Origin of the sequence: Nocardioides aurantiacus (assembly GCF_003752505.1) — a bacterium.
GTDB lineage: Bacteria > Actinomycetota > Actinomycetes > Propionibacteriales > Nocardioidaceae > Marmoricola > Marmoricola aurantiacus.
In genome coordinates, this window is record NZ_RKHO01000001.1 from 452,064 (window position 1) to 471,932 (window position 19,869).

The 19,869-nt window shown below is 72.6% G+C and carries 29 protein-coding genes; 22 read left to right on the forward strand and 7 right to left on the reverse strand.

Annotated features, from left to right (window positions below):
- The first annotated feature begins 37 nt into the window (after window positions 1–37).
- Window positions 38–1,231, forward strand: a complete 1,194-nt coding sequence (tuf, locus tag EDD33_RS02165) for an elongation factor Tu (RefSeq protein ID WP_056536243.1) — start codon at window positions 38–40, stop codon at window positions 1,229–1,231.
- Window positions 1,232–1,369: 138 nt separating this feature from the next.
- Window positions 1,370–2,116: a tRNA (guanosine(46)-N7)-methyltransferase TrmB gene (gene trmB / locus EDD33_RS02170; RefSeq protein WP_246003319.1), complete on the forward strand. Its 747-nt coding sequence runs from the start codon at window positions 1,370–1,372 to the stop codon at window positions 2,114–2,116.
- Window positions 2,117–2,134: 18 nt separating this feature from the next.
- Here the strand turns inward: trmB and EDD33_RS02175 are convergent, their stop codons facing one another.
- A complete protein-coding gene (locus tag EDD33_RS02175) occupies window positions 2,135–2,581 on the reverse strand; it encodes a hypothetical protein (RefSeq protein ID WP_123388923.1) in 447 nt (148 codons plus the stop codon).
- 134 nt (window positions 2,582–2,715) lie between these two features.
- Between EDD33_RS02175 and EDD33_RS02180 the strand changes: the two genes are divergently transcribed.
- Window positions 2,716–4,047: an MFS transporter gene (locus EDD33_RS02180; RefSeq protein WP_246003320.1), complete on the forward strand. Its 1,332-nt coding sequence runs from the start codon at window positions 2,716–2,718 to the stop codon at window positions 4,045–4,047.
- A 12-nt stretch (window positions 4,048–4,059) separates the two neighbouring features.
- Here EDD33_RS02180 and EDD33_RS02185 read toward each other — a convergent pair whose 3' ends face one another.
- Complete coding sequence (locus tag EDD33_RS02185; RefSeq protein ID WP_123388924.1) at window positions 4,060–4,899, reverse strand: RDD family protein; 840 nt, start codon at window positions 4,897–4,899, stop codon at window positions 4,060–4,062.
- 32 nt (window positions 4,900–4,931) lie between these two features.
- On the opposite strand from EDD33_RS02185, the gene EDD33_RS02190 reads away from it, so the two are divergent.
- Complete coding sequence (locus EDD33_RS02190; protein WP_123388925.1) at window positions 4,932–5,927, forward strand: stage II sporulation protein M; 996 nt, start codon at window positions 4,932–4,934, stop codon at window positions 5,925–5,927.
- A gap of 10 nt (window positions 5,928–5,937) precedes the next feature.
- On the opposite strand, the gene EDD33_RS02195 is transcribed toward EDD33_RS02190, so the two are convergent.
- From EDD33_RS02195 to EDD33_RS02215, 5 genes are read right to left on the reverse strand one after another with little or no spacing between them, the layout of a single operon-like run.
- Complete coding sequence (locus EDD33_RS02195; protein ID WP_123388926.1) at window positions 5,938–7,227, reverse strand: DUF58 domain-containing protein; 1,290 nt, start codon at window positions 7,225–7,227, stop codon at window positions 5,938–5,940.
- Window positions 7,228–7,233: 6 nt separating this feature from the next.
- The gene (locus EDD33_RS02200; RefSeq protein ID WP_123388927.1) at window positions 7,234–8,253 is read right to left on the reverse strand and encodes an AAA family ATPase; all 1,020 of its coding nucleotides are present in this window, start codon (window positions 8,251–8,253) and stop codon (window positions 7,234–7,236) included.
- A complete protein-coding gene (locus EDD33_RS02205; RefSeq protein ID WP_123388928.1) occupies window positions 8,250–9,386 on the reverse strand; it encodes a DUF4350 domain-containing protein in 1,137 nt (378 codons plus the stop codon). The genes EDD33_RS02200 and EDD33_RS02205 overlap by 4 nt, the downstream gene beginning before the upstream one ends.
- Window positions 9,383–10,033 carry a DUF4129 domain-containing protein gene (locus tag EDD33_RS02210; RefSeq protein WP_123388929.1) on the reverse strand — a complete coding sequence of 217 codons (651 nt, stop codon included), beginning with the start codon at window positions 10,031–10,033 and terminating at the stop codon, window positions 9,383–9,385. Before EDD33_RS02210 ends, EDD33_RS02205 begins: the two co-directional genes overlap by 4 nt.
- Window positions 10,030–10,965, reverse strand: a complete 936-nt coding sequence (locus EDD33_RS02215; protein WP_148076913.1) for a hypothetical protein — start codon at window positions 10,963–10,965, stop codon at window positions 10,030–10,032. Before EDD33_RS02215 ends, EDD33_RS02210 begins: the two co-directional genes overlap by 4 nt.
- Before the next feature lie 597 nt (window positions 10,966–11,562).
- Between EDD33_RS02215 and rpsJ the strand changes: the two genes are divergently transcribed.
- From rpsJ to rplR, 18 genes are all read left to right on the forward strand, one after another.
- Window positions 11,563–11,871: a 30S ribosomal protein S10 gene (gene rpsJ, locus EDD33_RS02225; protein WP_008360994.1), complete on the forward strand. Its 309-nt coding sequence runs from the start codon at window positions 11,563–11,565 to the stop codon at window positions 11,869–11,871.
- A 10-nt stretch (window positions 11,872–11,881) separates the two neighbouring features.
- Window positions 11,882–12,553 (forward strand): 50S ribosomal protein L3, encoded by a 672-nt coding sequence (rplC, locus tag EDD33_RS02230; protein WP_123388932.1) that lies wholly within the window; start codon window positions 11,882–11,884, stop codon window positions 12,551–12,553.
- Complete coding sequence (gene rplD, locus EDD33_RS02235) at window positions 12,550–13,233, forward strand: 50S ribosomal protein L4 (RefSeq protein ID WP_123388933.1); 684 nt, start codon at window positions 12,550–12,552, stop codon at window positions 13,231–13,233. Before rplC ends, rplD begins: the two co-directional genes overlap by 4 nt.
- Window positions 13,230–13,535: a 50S ribosomal protein L23 gene (rplW, locus tag EDD33_RS02240; RefSeq protein WP_056536284.1), complete on the forward strand. Its 306-nt coding sequence runs from the start codon at window positions 13,230–13,232 to the stop codon at window positions 13,533–13,535. The genes rplD and rplW overlap by 4 nt, the downstream gene beginning before the upstream one ends.
- Window positions 13,536–13,561: 26 nt before the next feature.
- Window positions 13,562–14,398 (forward strand): 50S ribosomal protein L2, encoded by an 837-nt coding sequence (gene rplB / locus EDD33_RS02245; protein ID WP_123388934.1) that lies wholly within the window; start codon window positions 13,562–13,564, stop codon window positions 14,396–14,398.
- A 16-nt stretch (window positions 14,399–14,414) separates the two neighbouring features.
- Window positions 14,415–14,696, forward strand: coding sequence for a 30S ribosomal protein S19 (gene rpsS, locus EDD33_RS02250; protein WP_123388935.1), 282 nt, complete (start codon window positions 14,415–14,417; stop codon window positions 14,694–14,696).
- 28 nt (window positions 14,697–14,724) lie between these two features.
- On the forward strand, window positions 14,725–15,156 hold the full coding sequence (rplV, locus tag EDD33_RS02255) for a 50S ribosomal protein L22 (protein ID WP_056536299.1): 432 nt from the start codon (window positions 14,725–14,727) through the stop codon (window positions 15,154–15,156).
- Window positions 15,156–15,989 (forward strand): 30S ribosomal protein S3, encoded by an 834-nt coding sequence (rpsC, locus tag EDD33_RS02260; protein WP_123388936.1) that lies wholly within the window; start codon window positions 15,156–15,158, stop codon window positions 15,987–15,989. The genes rplV and rpsC overlap by 1 nt, the downstream gene beginning before the upstream one ends.
- A gap of 2 nt (window positions 15,990–15,991) precedes the next feature.
- Window positions 15,992–16,411 carry a 50S ribosomal protein L16 gene (rplP, locus tag EDD33_RS02265; RefSeq protein WP_056536305.1) on the forward strand — a complete coding sequence of 140 codons (420 nt, stop codon included), beginning with the start codon at window positions 15,992–15,994 and terminating at the stop codon, window positions 16,409–16,411.
- Window positions 16,411–16,644 (forward strand): 50S ribosomal protein L29, encoded by a 234-nt coding sequence (gene rpmC / locus EDD33_RS02270; RefSeq protein ID WP_056536308.1) that lies wholly within the window; start codon window positions 16,411–16,413, stop codon window positions 16,642–16,644. Before rplP ends, rpmC begins: the two co-directional genes overlap by 1 nt.
- On the forward strand, window positions 16,641–16,919 hold the full coding sequence (gene rpsQ, locus EDD33_RS02275; protein ID WP_056536311.1) for a 30S ribosomal protein S17: 279 nt from the start codon (window positions 16,641–16,643) through the stop codon (window positions 16,917–16,919). Before rpmC ends, rpsQ begins: the two co-directional genes overlap by 4 nt.
- Window positions 16,920–16,932: 13 nt before the next feature.
- Window positions 16,933–17,301 (forward strand): 50S ribosomal protein L14, encoded by a 369-nt coding sequence (gene rplN, locus EDD33_RS02280; protein ID WP_056536313.1) that lies wholly within the window; start codon window positions 16,933–16,935, stop codon window positions 17,299–17,301.
- Between the two features lies 1 nt (window position 17,302).
- Window positions 17,303–17,650, forward strand: a complete 348-nt coding sequence (gene rplX / locus EDD33_RS02285; protein WP_056536316.1) for a 50S ribosomal protein L24 — start codon at window positions 17,303–17,305, stop codon at window positions 17,648–17,650.
- Window positions 17,650–18,249 (forward strand): 50S ribosomal protein L5, encoded by a 600-nt coding sequence (gene rplE / locus EDD33_RS02290; RefSeq protein WP_211332385.1) that lies wholly within the window; start codon window positions 17,650–17,652, stop codon window positions 18,247–18,249. Before rplX ends, rplE begins: the two co-directional genes overlap by 1 nt.
- A gap of 1 nt (window position 18,250) precedes the next feature.
- Window positions 18,251–18,436, forward strand: a complete 186-nt coding sequence (locus EDD33_RS02295) for a type Z 30S ribosomal protein S14 (protein WP_056536319.1) — start codon at window positions 18,251–18,253, stop codon at window positions 18,434–18,436.
- A 79-nt stretch (window positions 18,437–18,515) separates the two neighbouring features.
- Window positions 18,516–18,920: a 30S ribosomal protein S8 gene (gene rpsH / locus EDD33_RS02300; RefSeq protein WP_056536322.1), complete on the forward strand. Its 405-nt coding sequence runs from the start codon at window positions 18,516–18,518 to the stop codon at window positions 18,918–18,920.
- Window positions 18,921–18,942: 22 nt separating this feature from the next.
- The gene (gene rplF / locus EDD33_RS02305; RefSeq protein WP_056536325.1) at window positions 18,943–19,482 is read left to right on the forward strand and encodes a 50S ribosomal protein L6; all 540 of its coding nucleotides are present in this window, start codon (window positions 18,943–18,945) and stop codon (window positions 19,480–19,482) included.
- A gap of 1 nt (window position 19,483) precedes the next feature.
- Complete coding sequence (rplR, locus tag EDD33_RS02310) at window positions 19,484–19,867, forward strand: 50S ribosomal protein L18 (protein ID WP_123388937.1); 384 nt, start codon at window positions 19,484–19,486, stop codon at window positions 19,865–19,867.
- Window positions 19,868–19,869 lie beyond the last annotated feature (2 nt).

Here is a 19,869-nt window from a genome sequence, read left to right on the forward strand (position 1 = left end):
CACCCACGAGTCAAGAACAACAACAGGAGGAGCCCCCGTGGCTAAGGCGAAGTTCGAGCGGACCAAGCCGCACGTCAACATCGGAACCATCGGTCACATCGACCACGGCAAGACGACGTTGACCGCAGCGATCACCAAGGTCCTGCACAACAAGTACCCCGACCTCAACGCCGCCTCGGCCTTCGACGAGATCGACAAGGCCCCCGAGGAGCGTCAGCGCGGTATCACCATCTCGATCGCGCACGTCGAGTACCAGACCGAGAACCGGCACTACGCGCACGTCGACTGCCCGGGTCACGCGGACTACATCAAGAACATGATTACCGGTGCCGCGCAGATGGACGGCGCGATCCTGGTCGTGGCCGCCACCGACGGTCCGATGCCGCAGACCCGTGAGCACGTGCTGCTCGCCCGCCAGGTCGGCGTCCCCGCCCTGGTCGTCGCGCTGAACAAGTGCGACATGGTCGACGACGAGGAGCTCATCGAGCTCGTCGAGATGGAGGTGCGCGAGCTCCTCTCCGAGTACGAGTACGACGGCGACGACATCCCCGTCGTGCAGGTCGCTGCCTTCCCGGCGCTCCAGGGCGACGAGAAGTGGGGCGAGTCGATCCTCAAGCTCATGGACGCGGTGGACGAGTACATCCCGCAGCCCGTGCGTGAGACCGAGAAGCCCTTCCTCATGCCCGTCGAGGACGTCTTCACGATCACCGGTCGTGGCACCGTCATCACCGGTCGCATCGAGCGCGGCATCGTCAAGGTCAACGAGACCGTCGACATCATCGGCATCCGCGAGGGCAAGCAGTCCTCGACGGTCACCGGCATCGAGATGTTCCGCAAGCTGCTCGACACCGGCGAGGCCGGCGAGAACGTCGGGCTGCTGCTCCGCGGCACCAAGCGCGAGGACGTCGAGCGCGGCATGGTCGTGATCAAGCCCGGCACGACGACCCCGCACACCAACTTCGAGGCGTCGGTCTACATCCTCTCGAAGGAGGAGGGCGGCCGTCACACGCCGTTCTTCAACAACTACCGTCCGCAGTTCTACTTCCGGACCACGGACGTGACCGGCGTGGTGACCCTCCCCGAGGGTCGCGAGATGGTCATGCCCGGCGACAACACCGACATGTCGGTCGAGCTGATCCAGCCGATCGCCATGGAGGACGGCCTCCGCTTCGCGATCCGCGAGGGTGGCCGCACGGTCGGCGCCGGCCGCGTCACCAAGATCACCAAGTGATCTAGCGACACCTGCTCCACCGAAGGCCCCGGACCTGCTGGTCCGGGGCCTTCGTGCGTCCTCTGCGCGCAGCAGGCCGCGGCGGGCCACGAGGGACCGGGTGCGCTGCCGGTGACGCCGGGAGGGAGGATGTCGGCCGTGGAACAGCCCTCACCTGCGACCCGGGACCAGCTCCCTCCGGCCCGGCCGCACCAGAAGTACACCGAGGACGGCCAGCGGATGCGCGAGGTCCTCACCTACTCCCGACGCGGCAGCCGGTTCACGCCCTCGCAGCAGCAGTCGTGGGACGCGCACCACGAACGGTGGGTCGTCCCGGACCACCGGGTCGACCAGCCCGGCTTCGACTGGGACGAGCTGTTCGGCCGCTCGGCGCCCCGGATCGTGGAGATCGGGTCGGGAGTCGGGGAGGCCACCGCGGTGCTGGCGGCCGCGCGTCCGGCGTACGACGTGGTGGCGCTGGAGGTCTGGCGGCCGGGCGTGGCCCACACCCTCGGGCTGCTCGCGGAGGCCGGGGCCGACAACGTCCGGCTGCTCTCCGTCGATGCGGTGTGGTGCCTGGAGCACCTGTTCGCGCCGGGCTCGGTGAGCGGGCTGTGGACGTTCTTCCCCGACCCCTGGCCCAAGAAGCGGCACCACAAGCGCCGACTGGTGACGCCGGAGTTCGCCGCGCTCGTGGCCTCGCGGCTGCGGCCGGGCGGCGAGTGGCGGCTGGCCACCGACTGGAGCGAGTACGCCGTCCAGATGGCGTCGGTGATCGACGCCACCGACGGCCTGACCGGTGGCGTCGTCGAGCGCTGGGAGGAACGGCCGGTGACCAAGTTCGAGCGCAAGGGCGTCGAGGCGGGCCGACCGATCACCGACCTCCGCTACACCCGCGAGGACTGACCCCGAGACGGCGACCGCCTACTGCGGCAGGTCCTGGCCCGGGGAGGGGCGGGGCTGCCACACCAGGCCGGCCGCGGTGAGGGCGTGCTCGAGCCGCATCCGCTCCGCCTCGCGCTCGAGGCCGTAGAGCGGCAGCGCGAGCAGGCTGGTGGGCACGTCGAGCGCGGATCCCGCAGCGGCCAGGCGTTCGTCGTAGGCCAGCTGGGCGCCCTGCTGCTTGGCCATCCGCGTGCCCGGTCGGGGGTGGTGGACGTCGGGGTGCAGCCGCCGCAGGTCGGCGGCCAGCTTCTCCAGCGGGGGCCCCGAGGGCTCCTCGGGACGGCGTCGGCGGGGGAGCCGCGGGCCGATCACCCGCGCGCACCAGGCCCAGGCGCGGGGCGCCCGCCCCAGGCCGACCAGCAGCGCGACGGGGACCAGGGAGATGCCCACCACCTGCAGCAGGCCCACGAGGACGGTGCGGTCCATCTCTCGACGCTAGGTCCGTCGGCGCGGCGGGACAAGGCGGCGACGCCGGTGGTCTCGCCCGGTGGCGGGATCCCGGCGGTCCGCGACCGTCCTCGGCCCGGCGCCGCAGCGCACCCGGGGCCTAGGATCCGCGGGTGTCCACCACCCCCGCCCGTCGCACCGACGCGGCCGCGGCGCTCGGCTCCTCACGGGCCTGGTGGGTGGCGCTGGCGACGATGGCGGCCCTCGTGGCCACCGCGGGCTTCCGCAGCTCCACGGGGGCGCTGCTGGAGCCGCTGGAGGCGGAGTTCGGCTGGTCGCGGACCACCACGTCGGGCGCGGTCACGCTCAACCTGGTCGTCTACGGGCTCACCGCCCCCTTCGCGGCCGCGCTCATGGAGCGCCTGGGCGTACGCCGCGTGGCCGCGGGCGGGCTGCTGCTCGTGGCCGCCGGGTCCGGGCTGACGCTGGTCATGACGCAGGCGTGGCAGCTGTGGCTGCTGTGGGGGATCCCGGTCGGGGTCGGCACCGGCTCGATGGCGCTCGTCTTCGGTGCGGTGGTGGCCAACCGCTGGTTCGTGCGGCAGCGCGGCCTGGTGACCGGGCTGTTCTCGGCGGCCAGCTCGGCCGGTCAGCTGGTCTTCCTGCCGACCATCGCGCGGCTCGCCGCCGAGCCGGGCTGGCGCTGGGCGGCCGGCCTGGTCGCGGCAGCCGCCCTGCTGCTCGTGCCGGTGGTCGCGCTGGTGCTGCGCGACCGGCCCTCCGACGTCGGCCAGGTGCCCCACGGCGCCCCCGCGTCGTACGTCGACCCGCCGCTCGACCACGACGGGCCCGGTGCCGCCCGCACCACGCTGCTGACGCTGCGCCAGGTCGGTCGCAGCCGCGTGTTCTGGGCGCTGTTCGCCAGCTTCTGGATCTGCGGCTGGTCGACCAACGGGCTGGTCGGCACCCACTTCATCCCGGCCGCCCACGACCACGGCATGCCGGCCACCACGTCGGCCTCGCTCCTGGCGCTGATCGGGGTCTTCGACATCGTCGGCACGGTCGCCTCGGGGTGGCTGACCGACCGGGTGGACCCCCGGCTGCTGCTGGTCGTCTACTACACCCTGCGCGGGCTCTCGCTGCTCGTGGTGCCCTCGCTGCTGGGCCCGGAGGTGGTGCCCAGCCTGTTCCTGTTCGTGGTCTTCTACGGCCTCGACTGGGTGGCCACGGTGCCACCCACGGTCGCGCTGTGCCGCGTGCACTTCGGGCTGGTGCGCTCGGGCGTGGTCTTCGGCTGGGTGTTCGCGGCCCACATGGTCGGCGCGGGCGTCGCGGCGACGTACGCCGGCTGGGTGCGGCAGGCGACCGGCGACTACCAGGGCGCCTGGTTGACCGCGGGCGGCCTGTGCGTGGCGGCCGCGGTCATGTGCGCGACCATCCCGCGCGGGCCGCGGGAGCCGGTCGAGCCCGCTGCGGCCGGGCCCGAGGACACCGCCCAGATCTAGGGCGGCAGCAGGTCAGGGGCGTCGGGCCAGCCGCTGCCGCTGCGCGACCTCGCCGCGCAGCCGGCGCTCGTCGCGGGCGCGGCGCTCGGCGCTGACGGCGGCGAGGAAGGCTCCGGGCGGGGTGCCCTGCGGCGGGGCGGGGGCGACGTGGCGCGCGACCTCGGCGGCGGTGTGCAGCAGCAGCCGCTCGTGCGCCCGGGGGTCCAGGCCCTCGCCGCGGCCGAGCAGGCGGTGCACGGTGAGCGCGAGGGCGTCAGGGAGCGGGGCGATGTCCGCCCGCGCGGCCCAGGCGGCCAGCGGCGGCGGCATCGTCACCGGCCACGGGAGGCGCAGCGCGAACCGGTCGCGGACGACGTAGGTGCCGGCCACGAGATCGCCCAGCCGCTTGCCCCGGCGGCTGAGCAACGCCGAGACCAGGGCGGGCACGCCGGCCATCACCCAGACCTCGACCACGCTCACCAGGTGCCGCACGAAGCAGTGGTGGAACGACGGGGGACCGGCGTCGTCGCGGACGGTGCGCAGTCCCAGCACCAGCTTGCCGAGCGAGCGCCCCGACGTCAGCGTCTCCACCGCGGCTGGGCCCAGCACGAGCGTCGTCGCGGTCACCACGACCGACCCCGCGGCGGCGAGGGCGTCGTCGGGCGCGGCGATCGCCACCAGGACGAGGCCGAGCACGAGCAGCACGCCCTGCGCGACCAGGTCGACCAGCCCCGACAGCACGCGTACGCCGAGCGACGCGGCCGGCAGGTCCAGCGCGACCGCCTCCCCGGTGACCAGCAGGTCGCCCGCGCCCCACGCGCCGTCCCGGGCGTCGGCGTCCTCGGACCCCCAGGCGGGCGTGGTTCCACTCACCGGGCCAGGGTAGGGCGCCCTACCCTGGCCCGGTGGACATCGACGCCTTCGTGGGGGTGCACCAGCCGACCTGGCAGCGGCTGGAGGACCTGACGCGCCGGGCGCCGTGCACCGGGGCCGAGGCCGACGAGCTCGTCGAGCTCTACCAGGAGGTCGCCACCCACCTCAGCGCCATCCGCTCGACCTCGCCCGAGCCCCAGGTCGTGGCCTACCTGAGCGGGCTGCTCGCCCGGGCGAGGGTCCGCGCCGGGGGCACCCGGACGCCCGCCTGGTCGGGCGTCGCCGACTTCTTCGTGCGCCGCTTCCCGGCCGCGCTCCACCGCACCAGGCGCTGGTGGATGACGACGATGCTGGCCAGCTACGCCGTCGCCGCGGTGATGGTCTGGTGGCTCCTCGAGCACCCCCAGGTCGAGCAGACGCTGCTGGACCCGGCGCAGGTGAGGCAGCTGGTCGAGAGCGACTTCGAGAACTACTACTCCGAGTCGGCGGCGGGCAGCTTCTCGGCGCAGGTGTGGACCAACAACGCCTGGGTGGCCGCGCTCTGCATCGCCTTCGGGGTGCTCGGGGCGCCGGTGCTGTGGGTCCTGCTGCAGAACCTGCTCAACCTCGCCGTGGTCGCGTCGCTGATGATCCGCTACGACCGCACCGCGCTGTTCTTCGGCCTGATCACGCCCCACGGCCTGCTGGAGCTCACGGCCGTCTTCGTCGCGGCGGGGACCGGGCTGCGGCTGTTCTGGTCGTGGGTGGTGCCGGGCGACCGGACCCGCGGCCAGTCGCTCGCCGCGGAGGGCCGCAGCGCGGGCGGGGTGGCGCTGGGGCTGGTGGTGGTGCTGCTGGTCTCCGGGGTGATCGAGGGCTTCGTGACGCCGTCCGGCCTGCCGACCTGGGCGCGGGTGGGCATCGGCGTGGTGGCCGAGGTGCTGTTCCTGGCCTACGTGTGGGTGCTGGGCCGGCGCGCCGTACGGGCGGGGCACACCGGGGACGTCGACGCCTCGCTGCTCGAGGACCGGGTGGCCACGGCCGGGTAGCCGCGCGGGCTCACAGCTGCCCGCGCGCCTTGAGGTCGAGGTAGTGGTCGGCCAGGCGCACCGCGAGCTGCTCGGCGTCCACGTCGAGCACGTCCACCCCCAGCGTGGAGAGCAGGCGCCCGGTGCGCTCCCGCCCGGTCGAGGCCTGCTCCGCGGCGGCGGCGGCGTACGTCGTGGCGGTGTCGTCACGGACGCGGGCGAGCCGGTCGATCTCGGGGTCGCGGACCGAGGCCAGGACCACCCGGTGCCGGGCCACCAGCGGGGCGACGAGGGGGAGCAGGCCGTTCTCGACGGCGGCGGGCTCCAGCGGGCTCAGCAGCACCACCAGCGAGCGCTGGCGGGTGAGCCCGTCCACGGCGCCGACCAGCCGGCGCCAGTCGGTCTCGGCAAGGACGGGGTGCAGCCCCGCCATCGCCTCCTGCACCTGGTCGACGACCTGGCCGTGGCCGCCGCGGATCCGGGAGCGCACCGCGAGGTCCCCCGCCACGAAGTGCACCCGGTCGCCGGCGCGGCCCGCGAGCGTGCCGAGCAGCAGGGCGGCGTCCATCGCGGCGTCCAGGCGCGGCACGTCGTCCACGCGGCCGGCCGAGGTGCGTCCGGTGTCGAGCACGAGCACGACACGGCGGTCGCGCTCGGGCTGCCAGGTGCGGACCACCACCGTGCGGCTCCGTGCGCTGGCCCGCCAGTCGACGCTGCGGACGTCGTCGCCGAGGACGTACTCCCGCAGCGAGTCGAACTCCGTGCCCTGCCCGCGCACCCGCACCGACGCGCGCCCGTCGAGCTCGCGCAGCCGGGCCAGCCGGCCGGGCAGGTGCCGCAGCGAGGGGAAGGCCGGCAGCGCCCGCACCGCGCCCCCGACCTCGCGGGACCGCTGGCGGGCCGCGAGCCGCAGCGGCCCGAGCGACCGGACCGTCACGCGGTCGGCACGCAGGTCGCCCCGTCGTCGCGGGCGCAGGTCGGTGGTCAGTGCCCGGCTCCCGCCCGGTGCCAGGTCGAGGAGGTGGCGTGTCCCCGTCGCGCCGGCGGAGGGCTGCCAGGCGTCGCGCAGCGCCCCGCGGAAGCGCCGGCGGCCCGGGTGGGTCACCACGAGGGTGGTCGAGGTGGGCTCGCCCACGCGCACCCGGGCCGAGGGGCGGCGCCGGACGTCGAGGGCCGCGGGGCGTGGGGCGAGCGCCACGTCCAGCGCGACCAGCAGCACCGTGGCGAGCAGCCACAGCCCCGCCGTGCTCCCGGCCGGCCGCAGCAGCACGAGCGGCAGCCCGAGCAGCAGCAGGGCCGGGACGCGCCAGGTCAGTGCCACGACGGCCTAGCGGGGGACCGGCACGGAGGCGATGGCGGTGTCGAGGACCTGGTCGACGGCGACACCGTCGAGCTCGGCCTCGGGGCGCAGCGCCAGGCGGTGGGCCAGGGTGGCGTGGGCCAGGGCCTTGACGTCGTCGGGGGTGACGAAGTCGCGGCCGGTCAGCCACGCCCACGCCCGGCTGGCGCGCAGCAGCGCCGTCGCGCCGCGCGGACTGACACCCAGGGAGAGCGACGGCGACTCCCGGGTCGCGCGCGCGAGGTCGACGATGTAGGCGCCGACCTCCTCGCTCACCCGCACCGTCCGCACCGCGGCGATGCCGGCCTCGACGTGGGCGGCGCCGGCCACGGGCCGCACCCCGGCCGCGGCGACGTCCTGGGGGTCGAACCCCTCGACGTGGCGCCGCAGGATCGCCACCTCCTGGGCGCGGTCGGGCAGCGGCAGCTGCAGCTTGAGCAGGAACCGGTCCAGCTGGGCCTCGGGCAGCGGGTAGGTGCCCTCGTACTCCACGGGGTTCTGCGTCGCCGCCACCAGGAAGGGGGTGGGCAGGCGCCGGGTGACCCCGTCGGAGGAGACCTGGCCCTCCTCCATCGCCTCGAGCAGTGCCGACTGCGTCTTGGGCGGCGTCCGGTTGATCTCGTCGGCCAGCAGCAGGTGGGTGAAGACCGGGCCCTCGCGGAAGCGCAGCTCGCCGGCTCCGCCCTCGATCACCATCGAGCCGGTCAGGTCGCCCGGCATCAGGTCGGGGGTGAACTGCACCCGCTTGGTGCCCACGTCGAGCGCCGCGGCCAGGCTGCGGACCAGCAGGGTCTTGGCCACCCCGGGCACGCCCTCCAGCAGCACGTGGCCCCGGGCCAGCAGCGCCACCAGCAGGCCGGAGACGGCCGCGTCCTGGCCGACCACCGCCTTGGCCACCTCACGCCGCACGGCGCCCAGGGCGTCGTGGGCCGCGGCGGCGTCCGGGACGTCGTGGCTGTCGGGGCTGTCGGGGGCGTCGGGCCCGGTCGGGCTCGTCTCGGTCGTCATGCTCGGTGCACCTCGTCCTCCAGGTCGCGCAGACGCTGGCCGAGGTCGACCAGCTGGGTGTCGTCGGTGGGGCTGGGGGGCCGCAGCAGGGCCGCGACCTCGTCGGAGCGGCGGCCGGTGCGGCCGACGACCGCGGCGACGAGCGCCTCGAGCGGCGCGTCGGGCGGCAGCCGCAGCCGGGCGTGGAGCCGGCGCCGGGTGGCGGTCACCAGGGCGGTCGCCGCGTGGGCGCGGTCGCCGGCGCGGCGGTAGAGGCGCCCGCGGCTGTGCGTCGACTCCGCCGCCCGGACCACCACCGGGAGCGGCTCGGTCGCCAGCGGCCCGAAGCGTCGCCCCCGCCACAGCACCAGGGCCAGGGTGGCGGCCCCGAGCAGCAGCAGGGAGGGGAGCAGCGCCGGCGGCAGCAGGGCACCGAGCGGCGAGCCCTCGTCGACGGGGGCGTCGGCGAGGTCGGGGACGTACCAGACCACGCGGTCGCCCTGCCCGAGCAGCCGCAGGCCCAGCGCGGCGGCACCGGCCCGGGTCACGTGCTCGTCGGCCAGGACGGAGCCGGGGGCGAGGCCCCACCTGCTGCCGTCGCGGGTCAGCGCCACGGCGCCGTCCACGCCGAAGCAGCCAGGGGCGTCGAGACCGAGGCCGCCGCGCACGTCCAGCTCCAGGTCGTCGGCCAGCGGCTCCCCGCAGCGTGCCGGGCGGGTGCCGGGCCGCAGCGGTGCGGTGTCGACGTCCAGCCGCTCGGCCACGGCGGCGGCGTCCCCGGCGTACACCAGGGCCGTGGCGCTCGCCGCGTGACGCTCCAGGCGGCGCTGGGTGGTCGGCACGAGGTCCTCCGGGGTCGTGACGACCACCGTGTCCTCGACGGTGACCCGACGCTGGAGGAGCGCCTCCTGGCCGCGCACCACCGCGACCTCCACCCCTTGGCGCTCCAGGACCTGGGCCAGCGCACGGGCGCCCGCGGGGCCGGGGTTGTCCGGGTCCAGCGGGGCGTTGCTGGTGGCCCCGCCCCGACCCAGCGCCGTCACCACGACGAGCGCCAGCAGCACCAGGGCGCCCAGCAGCCAGGGGGTGCGGGAGCGCCGGGGGCGGTCCACGCCGTCGGGGGCGAGCGAGGCCGTCGCGGCGGCGTACGTCACCGGGGCACCGCGCTCACCGGGCCGTCGACCGCGGCGCCGGGCGTGGCCGCGGCGACGCGACCCTCGAGGTCGAGCGCCGACCGCGCCGCCGGCTCGTCGGCCGGTCGGTCGCCGTAGCGGACCTCGTCGAAGCGTCGGCCCAGGCCGTCGAGCGGCTCCTGCTCCCCGGCGAACCGTCGCCCCGCCGCCGTCACGACCTCGCGGACGGTCAGCCCGGCCTGGTCGTCGAGGAGGCCGCGGTCGACGAGCCCGGCGGCCAGGGCGCGCACCGCCTCGACCAGGGCGTCGTCCCACCGTGCCGCGTCGTACGCCGCCCGGGCGGCGGCCCGGTGCTCGGCCGCGCCCAGCCGGACCTCGCCGAACACCGTGGGGGCCGGGGCGGACCGTGCCGGATCGCGCCGCAGCCGGGACAGGGCCAGCACCGCGGCCCCGACGAGGAGGAGCAGCAGCCCCGCCGTCGCGGCCCGGCCGAGACCGTCCCCACCCTGGGCCGCCGCACCGACCAGGTCCGAGACCCACCCCAGCACCCGCTGCAGGAAGGGCTCGCGGTACTCCGAGCCCTCCAGCTCGCGCTGCAGCAACCGCCGCGCCTCGTCCGGGCCAGGGTCGAGCAGCAGGGTGGACGTCGCTCGGGTCACGGGCGTCACCGGCGCAGGGTCTCGTCGAGCAGCGTGATGTCGAGCCCCTCCTTGCGGAACCGCTGGTCGACGTACTGCAACCCGGTGACGCCGGCCGTGAACGGCCCGACCAGCGCCCCGGTGAGGATGGACCCGACGTTGGACGCCAGGAGCAGGCCGGGCAAGCCCCAGGCGGGAGGCAGCACGAACGCCAGCACCGCCCCCAGCACGCTGAACGGCACGGCGACCACCTGGCTCGCCACCCCGGCGATCAGGCCGGCCAGCAGGGCGATGCCGAGCAGCCGCCAGAACTGCCCACGGCTGAGCGCCCCGGCGCGTCGCAGCGAGGCCACCACCCCGAGCTCCTCGAGGACCAGCGCGGGGGCGGCGAGCAGCAGGAAGCGGGTCCAGAGCCAGACCGTCGCCACCACGGCAGCGAGCCCCAGCAGGATCCCGAGGACCACGCCGAGCGCCACGCTGTCGGTCGCCGCCCAGGCCAGCACCCCGAGCGCGACGGGCGCGGCGAGCAGGACCACCGAGACCAGGCCGCCCAGGAGGCTGAGGCCGACGAGCGCCACCAGCCGGCCCCGGGTGCGTCGCCAGGCCTCGCCGGCGCGCATCGGTCGTCCGACGACGGCGGCACCGACCACCCGCACGATCAGGCCGGCGATGACGACCGTCGCGAGCGCGCTGAACACCGTGCTCACCCCGAGCAGGCCGTAGTAGGAGGCACCCCCCGCACCGGCGAACGGGTCCTCGGAGGCGCCGACGTCGAAGCCGGGCGAGGACCCGGCCAGGCCGACCGCGACCGACGCGAGCACCGGGAGCAGCATGAACAGGGCCGAGACGACCAGGGCGAGGCCGATCGTGGCCCGCGGGTTGCGCTGGATGGTCTGGACCGCGCCGCCGAGCAGGTCGCCCAGGGTCAGGGGCCGCAGCGGCACCACGCCGGGACGCGCCACGGGTGGCCCCCAGGGCGCCCCCGGGCCCGCGGGCGGTGGGCCCTGCCGCGGTGGGCCGACCGGACCGGCCGGACCGGCGGGGCCGGGGGGCGGGGGTGGACCGGGCGGGGGAGCCGACCCCGGAGGTGGGTACGACGGGGGCGGCGCGTGTCCCCACGGATCGTGCGACATCTGGCTCCCCCCGGATCGGCCGTCTCGGCCGGACGCCGGTGCCGACCTGCGGTCATCCTGCCAGCCGGGCCTTCCTGCGCCGCCGATTTGGCGCACCGCGGGGGTCTCTGCCAAGATAGTCCGGTTGCTCCGGCGGGATTGCCGGGGCGCGGACATTGACTTCTGAACAGGTTCTCCTGAGCCGTCCTTCGACGGTGTTCGTGGTCGTGCGTCCGCGCCGCACCAGGAGATCCCGTTCAGCCCGGCCCCCCGGGCTTCATCGGAAGACTTCGACCCGCACTGCGACTGGCATGGTCGCGCGTTCTGGAAAGCGCGCGACACGCCCGACCGCGGGGGTCGGGGAGAACCGATGAGGACACAGGGCGGACCGCCTCACCGAGGAGGTCCGAGACCATCGCAGGACTACGAAGCGAAGGACGTCGTTTGATGGCGGGACAGAAGATCCGCATCAGGCTCAAGGCCTATGACCACGAGGTGATCGACACCTCGGCGCGGAAGATCGTGGACACGGTGACCCGGACGGGCGCGAAGGTGGCCGGCCCCGTGCCGCTGCCGACGGAGAAGAACGTCTACTGCGTCATCCGCTCGCCCCACAAGTACAAGGACTCCCGCGAGCACTTCGAGATGCGCACCCACAAGCGCCTCATCGACATCATTGACCCCACGCCGAAGACGGTCGACTCGCTGATGCGACTCGACCTCCCTGCCGGCGTCGACATCGAGATCAAGCTCTGAGGTCGTCATCATGGCTAGCACTTTCGAACGCAACCTGAAGGGTCTGCTGGGCACCAAGCTCGGCATGACCCAGGCATGGGACGAGAACAACCGCATCGTCCCCCTCACCGTCATCGCGGCCGGGACCAACGTGGTCACCCAGGTCCGCACGCCCGACAAGGACGGCTACAACGCCGTCCAGATCGGCTTCGGCGAGATCGAGGGCCGCAAGGTGGGCAAGCCCGCCGCCGGCCACTTCGACAAGGCCGGGGTCACGCCCCGTCGCCACGTCGCCGAGATCCGGACCAGCGACGCCGCCAGCTACGAGGTCGGCCAGGAGCTGACCACCGAGCTGTTCGCCGCCGGCCAGGCCGTCGACGTCACCGCGACCAGCAAGGGCAAGGGCTTCGCCGGCACCATGAAGCGTCACGGCTTCTCCGGCGTGGGTGCCTCGCACGGCGCGCACCGCAACCACCGCAAGCCCGGCTCGATCGGCGCCTGCGCCACCCCGGGTCGCGTCTTCCGCGGCACGCGGATGTCGGGCCGGATGGGCACGGACACCGTGACCACCCAGAACGTCACCGTGCACGCGGTCGACGCGGAGAAGGGCCTGATCCTGATCCAGGGCGCCGTCCCCGGCCCCAAGGGTGGGCTCGTCCTGATCCGTTCCGCGGCCAAAAAGAACCAGGAGGCCGGAGCATGAGCGCCACCGTCAAGGTCGACCTCCCCGCCGAGATTTTCGGCGTCGAGACCAACGTGCCGCTGATCCACCAGGTCGTGGTGGCCCAGCAGGCCGCGGCCCGCCAGGGCACGCACGCCACCAAGACCCGCGGCGAGGTCCGCGGCGGTGGCCGCAAGCCCTACAAGCAGAAGGGCACCGGCCGCGCCCGCCAGGGCTCCACCCGGGCGCCCCAGTTCGCCGGCGGTGGCGTCGTCCACGGCCCGCAGCCGCGTGACTACGACCAGCGCACCCCCAAGAAGATGAAGGCCGCCGCCCTGCGCGGTGCCCTCTCCGACCGGGCCCGCGCCGGCCGCATCCACGTGGTCGACCAGCTGGTCGAGGGCTCCGTGCCCACGACCAAGGCCGCGGTCAAGGCCCTCAAGGGACTCTCCGACCGTCGCCGCCAGCTGGTCGTGCTGGAGCGCGACGACGCCATCACCTGGCTCTCGCTGCGCAACGTGGCGTCGGTCCACCTGATCGCCGTCGACCAGCTCAACACCTACGACGTGCTCCTCGCCGACGACGTCGTCTTCTCCAAGGGCGCCTACGACGCGTTCGTCAGCGGTGCCGCCGCGGCGAGCTCGCGTCGGGCGACCGTGGTCGAGGCCCCGGCGCACGACGAGCAGCCCGCCACCGTGACCGACGAGGAGGCCACCAAGTGAGCACCCTGCACAAGGACCACCGTGACGTCCTGATCGCGCCCGTGGTGAGCGAGAAGAGCTACAACCTCCTCGACGCCAACAAGTACACCTTCCTGGTGCGCCCGGACGCGAACAAGACCGAGATCAAGGTCGCGGTCGAGAAGGTCTTCGACGTCAAGGTCACCTCGGTGAACACGCTCAACCGTCCCGGCAAGACGCGCCGCACGCGCAACGGGCTCGGCAAGCGCAAGGACACCAAGCGCGCCATCGTCAGCCTGGCCGAGGGCCACCGCATCGACATCTTCACCGGCCCGGTCGGCTGACCGGGACGAGGAGCTGAGGAACTCACATGGCTATCCGCAAGTACAAGCCGACCACCCCGGGCCGTCGTGGCTCGTCGGTCGCTGACTTCGTCGAGATCACGCGCACCACGCCCGAGAAGTCCCTGACGCGTCCGCTGCCCAAGAAGGGCGGTCGCAACAACCAGGGCCGGATCACCACCCGTCACCAGGGCGGCGGTCACAAGCGTGCCTACCGCGTCATCGACTTCCGTCGCTACGACAAGGACGGCGTCCCCGCCGTGGTCGCGCACATCGAGTACGACCCCAACCGCACCGCGCGCATCGCGCTGCTGCACTACGCCGACGGCGAGAAGCGCTACATCATCGCGCCGGTCGGCATCGTGCAGGGCACCCGCCTGGAGGCCGGCGTCGGCTCGGACATCAAGCCGGGCAACAACCTGCCGCTGCGCAACATCCCCGTCGGCACCACGATCCACTGCGTCGAGCTCCGGCCCGGCGGCGGTGCCAAGATCGCCCGGTCCGCCGGCAACAGCGCCCAGCTCGTCGCCAAGGAGGGTTCCCGCGCCCAGCTGCGGATGCCCTCCGGCGAGATGCGCTACGTCGACGTCCGCTGCCGCGCCACGATCGGCGAGGTCGGCAACGCCGAGCAGTCCAACATCAACTGGGGCAAGGCCGGCCGCATGCGGTGGAAGGGCAAGCGCCCGACCGTCCGCGGTGTCGTGATGAACCCCGTCGACCACCCGCACGGTGGTGGCGAGGGCAAGACCTCCGGTGGTCGCCACCCGGTCTCGCCCTGGGGCAAGCCCGAGGGCCGCACGCGCAAGCGCAAGGCCAGCGATGCCCTCATCGTCCGTCGCCGCCGCTCCGGCAAGAACAAGCGCTGAGTAGGGAAGAAACCAGATGCCTCGCAGCCTGAAGAAGGGCCCGTTCGTCGACGACCACCTGATCACCAAGGTGGACAAGCAGAACGACGCCGGGACCCACAACGTGATCAAGACGTGGTCGCGTCGCTCGATGATCGTGCCGGCCATGATCGGCCACACGCTCGCCGTGCACGACGGACGCAAGCACGTCCCGGTCTTCGTGACCGACTCGATGGTGGGACACAAGCTCGGCGAGTTCGCGCCGACCCGCACCTACCGGGGCCACGTCAAGGACGACCGGAAGAGCCGTCGCCGCTGATCGCGGCGACCAAGGAGAGATGACTGCAATGAGCGTAGGAGAGCGTAGGCGCAGCAGCGCCCGCCGTGACTCGCTGCTCGGTGACAACCCGGGGGCGTTCGCAAGCGCGCGCTTCGTCCGGATCACGCCGATGAAGGCGCGGCGCGTCGTGGACATGGTCCGCGGCCTGCCCGTCGACGACGCCCTGGCCCTGCTGCAGTTCGCGCCGCAGGCAGCCAGCGAGACCGTCTTCAAGGTGCTCGAGTCGGCGGTGGCCAACGCCACCACCACCGAGGACCTCGACCGCGGTGCCCTGGTCGTCAGCAAGGCGATGGTCGACGAGGGTCCGACGATGAAGCGGTGGCGGCCGCGTGCGCAGGGCCGGGCCACCCGGATCAACAAGCGCACCAGCCACATCACCCTCGTCGTGGAGCCCCGCGTCGAGACGACCAGCACTGCCAAGAAGGGACGGAAGGCCTGATGGGTCAGAAGATCAACCCGAACGGGTTCCGCCTCGGCATCTCCACCGACCACAAGAGCCGGTGGTACGCCGACAAGCTCTACAAGGCCTACGTCGGCGAGGACGTCGCGATCCGGCGCCTGCTGTCCAAGGGCATGGAGCGCGCCGGCATCTCCAAGGTCGAGATCGAGCGCACCCGTGACCGGGTCCGCGTCGACATCCACACCGCCCGCCCCGGCATCGTCATCGGTCGCCGCGGCGCGGAGGCCGACCGCCTGCGCGGTGAGCTGGAGAAGCTCACCGGCAAGCAGGTGCAGCTGAACATCCTCGAGGTGAAGAGCCCCGAGGTCGACGCACAGCTGGTCGCCCAGGGTGTCGCCGAGCAGCTCGCCGGCCGCGTGCAGTTCCGTCGCGCCATGAAGAAGGCCATGCAGACCGCGATGCGCTCCGGTGCCAAGGGCATCCGCATCCAGTGCTCGGGTCGTCTCAACGGTGCCGAGATGTCGCGCTCGGAGTTCTACCGCGAGGGCCGCGTGCCCCTGCACACCCTCCGTGCGGACATCGACTACGGCTTCTACGAGGCCAAGACCACCTTCGGTCGCATCGGCGTGAAGGTCTGGATCTACAAGGGCGAGGTGGCCGCGACGCGCGCCGAGCGCGAGGCCCAGGCCGCCGCCCGTGCGGGCGCCCCCGGCCGTGGCCGCGGTCCCGCCCGTGGTGGCGAGCGACCGACCCGCGGCACCCGCGGCGACCGTCCCGCCCGCAGCGACCGTGCCGACGCCCCCGCCGAGGCCACCGCTGCCCCGACCGAGGCGACCGCCTCGGCCGGCACGACCAGCAACGGGGAGGCCTGACCATGTTGATGCCCCGCAGGGTCAAGCACCGCAAGCAGCACCACCCCAAGCGGACGGGTGCGGCCAAGGGCGGCACCAAGCTCGCCTTCGGTGACTTCGGCATCCAGGCGGTGGAGTCGCACTACGTGACCAACCGCCAGATCGAGTCCGCCCGTATCGCGATGACCCGTCACATCAAGCGTGGCGGCAAGGTCTGGATCAACATCTACCCGGACCGCCCGCTGACCAAGAAGCCCGCCGAGACCCGCATGGGCTCCGGCAAGGGCTCGCCGGAGTGGTGGGTCGCCAACGTCAAGCCCGGCCGCGTCATGTTCGAGCTGTCCGGTGTCTCCGAGGACGTCGCCCGTGAGGCGATGCGTCGTGCGATCCACAAGCTCCCCATGAAGTGCCGGTTCATCACGCGCGAGGCAGGTGATTTCTGATGGCTACCGCACACGAACTCGACGACCTCAACGCCGTCGACCTCGAGGGCAAGCTGCGCGAGGCCAAGGAAGAGCTGTTCAACCTGCGCTTCCAGGCCGCGACCGGCCAGCTCGAGAGCCACGGCCGCCTGCGTGCGGTCAAGAAGGACATCGCCCGGATCTACACCGTGGTGCGTGAGCGCGAGCTCGGCATCCGGTCGGCTCCGGCGCAGGAGAAGGATGGTGCTGCATGAGCAACGACGTGAGCCCCGCGGGGCAGCGCACGGCGCGCAAGGTCCGTGAGGGCCTGGTCGTCAGCGACAAGATGGAGAAGACGGTGGTCGTCTCCGTGGAGGACCGCGTCAAGCACGCGCTCTACGGCAAGGTCCTGCGTCGCTCGACCAAGCTCAAGGCGCACGACGAGGCCAACTCGTGTGGCGTCGGTGACCGCGTACTGATCATGGAGACCCGCCCGCTCAGCGCCACCAAGCGCTGGCGCGTCGTGGAGATCCTCGAGAAGGCGAAGTAGGAGAAGACAAGCCATGATCCAGCAGGAGTCGCGACTCAAGGTCGCCGACAACACGGGTGCCAAGCAGATCCTGTGCATCCGCGTGCTCGGCGGCTCGGGTCGACGCTACGCCGGAATCGGCGACGTCATCGTCGCCACCGTCAAGGACGCGATCCCGGGCGGCAACGTCAAGAAGGGCGACGTCGTCAAGGCGGTCATCGTCCGCACCGTCAAGGAGCGCCGTCGTCCCGACGGTTCCTACATCCGCTTCGACGAGAACGCCGCGGTGATCCTCAAGGCCGACGGCGAGCCGCGCGGTACGCGCATCTTCGGCCCCGTGGGCCGCGAGCTGCGTGACAAGCGGTTCATGAGGATCGTCTCGCTGGCGCCGGAGGTGCTCTGAGATGAGCGTCAAGATCAAGAAGGGCGACACCGTCAAGGTGATCGCCGGCAAGGACAAGGGCGCCGAGGGCAAGGTCATCGAGGTGCTGCGTGAGCAGGGCCGCGTGATCGTCGAGGGCGTGAACCGCATCAAGCGGCACACCAAGGCGGCCCAGCAGGGCGGCACCGGCGGCGGCATCATCACCGCCGAGGCCCCCATCCACGTGTCCAACGTGATGCTGGTCGACGGCGGGGGAGTCACCCGCCTCGGCTCCAAGCGCGTGGACGTGGAGAAGCGTCGCGGCGACGGGTCGACGTACGCCGCCCAGCGCAGCGTGCGCATCTCGCGCAAGTCGGGAGACGAGATCTGATGAGTGAGCAGATGACCGAGATCAACCAGGACCAGGCGGCCGAGCAGGCCCCGGGTCCCCGGATGAAGGCGCGCTACCGCGAGGAGGTCCTCCCCGCGATGCGCGAGCAGTTCGGCTACGCCAACGTCATGCAGGTGCCGGGCCTGACCAAGATCGTGGTCAACATGGGTGTGGGCGAGGCTGCCCGCGACTCCAAGCTGATCGAGGGCGCCGTCAAGGACCTAACCGCGATCACCGGCCAGAAGCCGCAGGTCACCAAGGCCCGCAAGTCCATCGCGCAGTTCAAGCTCCGCGAGGGCATGCCGATCGGCGCCCACGTGACGCTGCGCGGCGACCGGATGTGGGAGTTCCTCGACCGCCTCCTGGCGCTCGCGCTTCCCCGCATCCGCGACTTCCGCGGTCTCTCCGACCGCCACTTCGACGGCCGGGGCAACTACACCTTCGGCCTGACCGAGCAGGTCATGTTCCACGAGATCGACCAGGACAAGATCGACCGGTCGCGCGGCATGGACATCACCGTGGTCACCACCGCGACCAACGACGACGAGGGCCGGGCGCTGCTGCGCAAGCTCGGCTTCCCGTTCAAGGAAGGCAACTGACATGGCGAAGACTGGACTGAAGGTCAAGGCCGCTCGCAAGCCCAAGTTCGCGGTCCGCGGCTACACCCGCTGCCAGCGCTGCGGTCGCCCCAAGGCGGTCTACCGCAAGTTCGGCCTGTGCCGCGTCTGCCTCCGGGAGATGGCCCACCGCGGCGAGCTCCCCGGCGTGACCAAGAGCTCCTGGTAACCACCACCCACGACGATCGCCCCAGGTCGCACCCGAGATGCGGGTGCGAAACCGGGGTGGAGAAAGGGCCGATCCGGCCATGACGATGACTGACCCCATCGCAGACATGCTCACGCGTCTGCGCAACGCCAACCAGGCGTTCCACGACTCCGTCTCGATGCCCCACAGCAAGCTCAAGCAGGGTGTCGCGGAGATCCTCCAGCAGGAGGGCTACATCACCTCCTTCGCCGTCAGCGACGACGAGGGAGTGGTCGGCAAGACGCTGGAGATCCAGCTCAAGTTCGGCCGCAACCGCGAGCGCTCGATCGCCGGTGTCCGGCGCATCAGCAAGCCCGGTCTGCGGGTCTACGCCAAGAGCACGGGCCTGCCCAAGGTCCTCGGCGGCCTCGGCATCGCGATCATCTCGACGAGCCAGGGCCTGCTGACCGACCGTCAGGCCAACAGCAAGGGCGTGGGTGGGGAAGTCCTCGCCTACGTCTGGTGACCAGGAAGCAGAGGTAGAAGCAATGTCACGCATCGGCAAGCTGCCCGTCCCGGTCCCCTCCGGCGTCGACGTGCAGGTCCAGTCCAACACGATCACGGTCAAGGGCCCCAAGGGCACCCTGAGCCACGTCGTGGTGGAGCCGCTCACCATCGAGCAGTCCGACGGCGCGCTGGAGATCAAGCGCCCCGACGACCAGCGCCAGAGCCGTGCCCTGCACGGCCTGACCCGCACGCTCGTGAACAACATGGTCGTGGGCGTCACCGACGGCTACGAGAAGAAGCTCGAGATCGTGGGCGTCGGCTACCGGGTCCTGTCCAAGGGCCCGACCCAGCTGGAGTTCCAGCTCGGCTACTCCCACCCCATCACCTTCAACGCTCCCGACGGCATCACGTTCTCCGTCGAGGGCCCCACGCGACTCGGTGTCCAGGGCATCGACAAGCAGCTGGTCGGCGAGGTCGCCGCCAACATCCGCAAGCTGCGCAAGCCCGAGCCCTACAAGGGCAAGGGCGTGCGCTACGCCGGCGAGCAGGTTCGCCGCAAGGTCGGAAAGGCTGGTAAGTGACATGGCCATCTCGCTGAAGACTGGCAAGCACTCCTCGGCCCGGCTGGCGTCGCGCACGCGTCGTCAGATCCGAGGTCGCAAGAAGGTCAGCGGCACCGCCGAGCGTCCGCGTCTCGTCGTGACGCGCTCGAGCAAGCACATCACCGTGCAGGTCGTCGACGACCTGGTGGGCAAGACGCTCGCCTCCGCGTCGACGATGGAGGTGGACGTGCGCACCCTCGAGGGCGACAAGACCGCCAAGGCCCGCAAGGTGGGTGCGCTCGTCGCCGAGCGCGCCACGACGGCCGGTGTCCAGGGCGTGGTCTTCGACCGCGCCGGCAACAAGTACCACGGTCGCGTCGCGGCCCTGGCCGACGGCGCCCGCGAGGGCGGCCTGACCTTCTGATG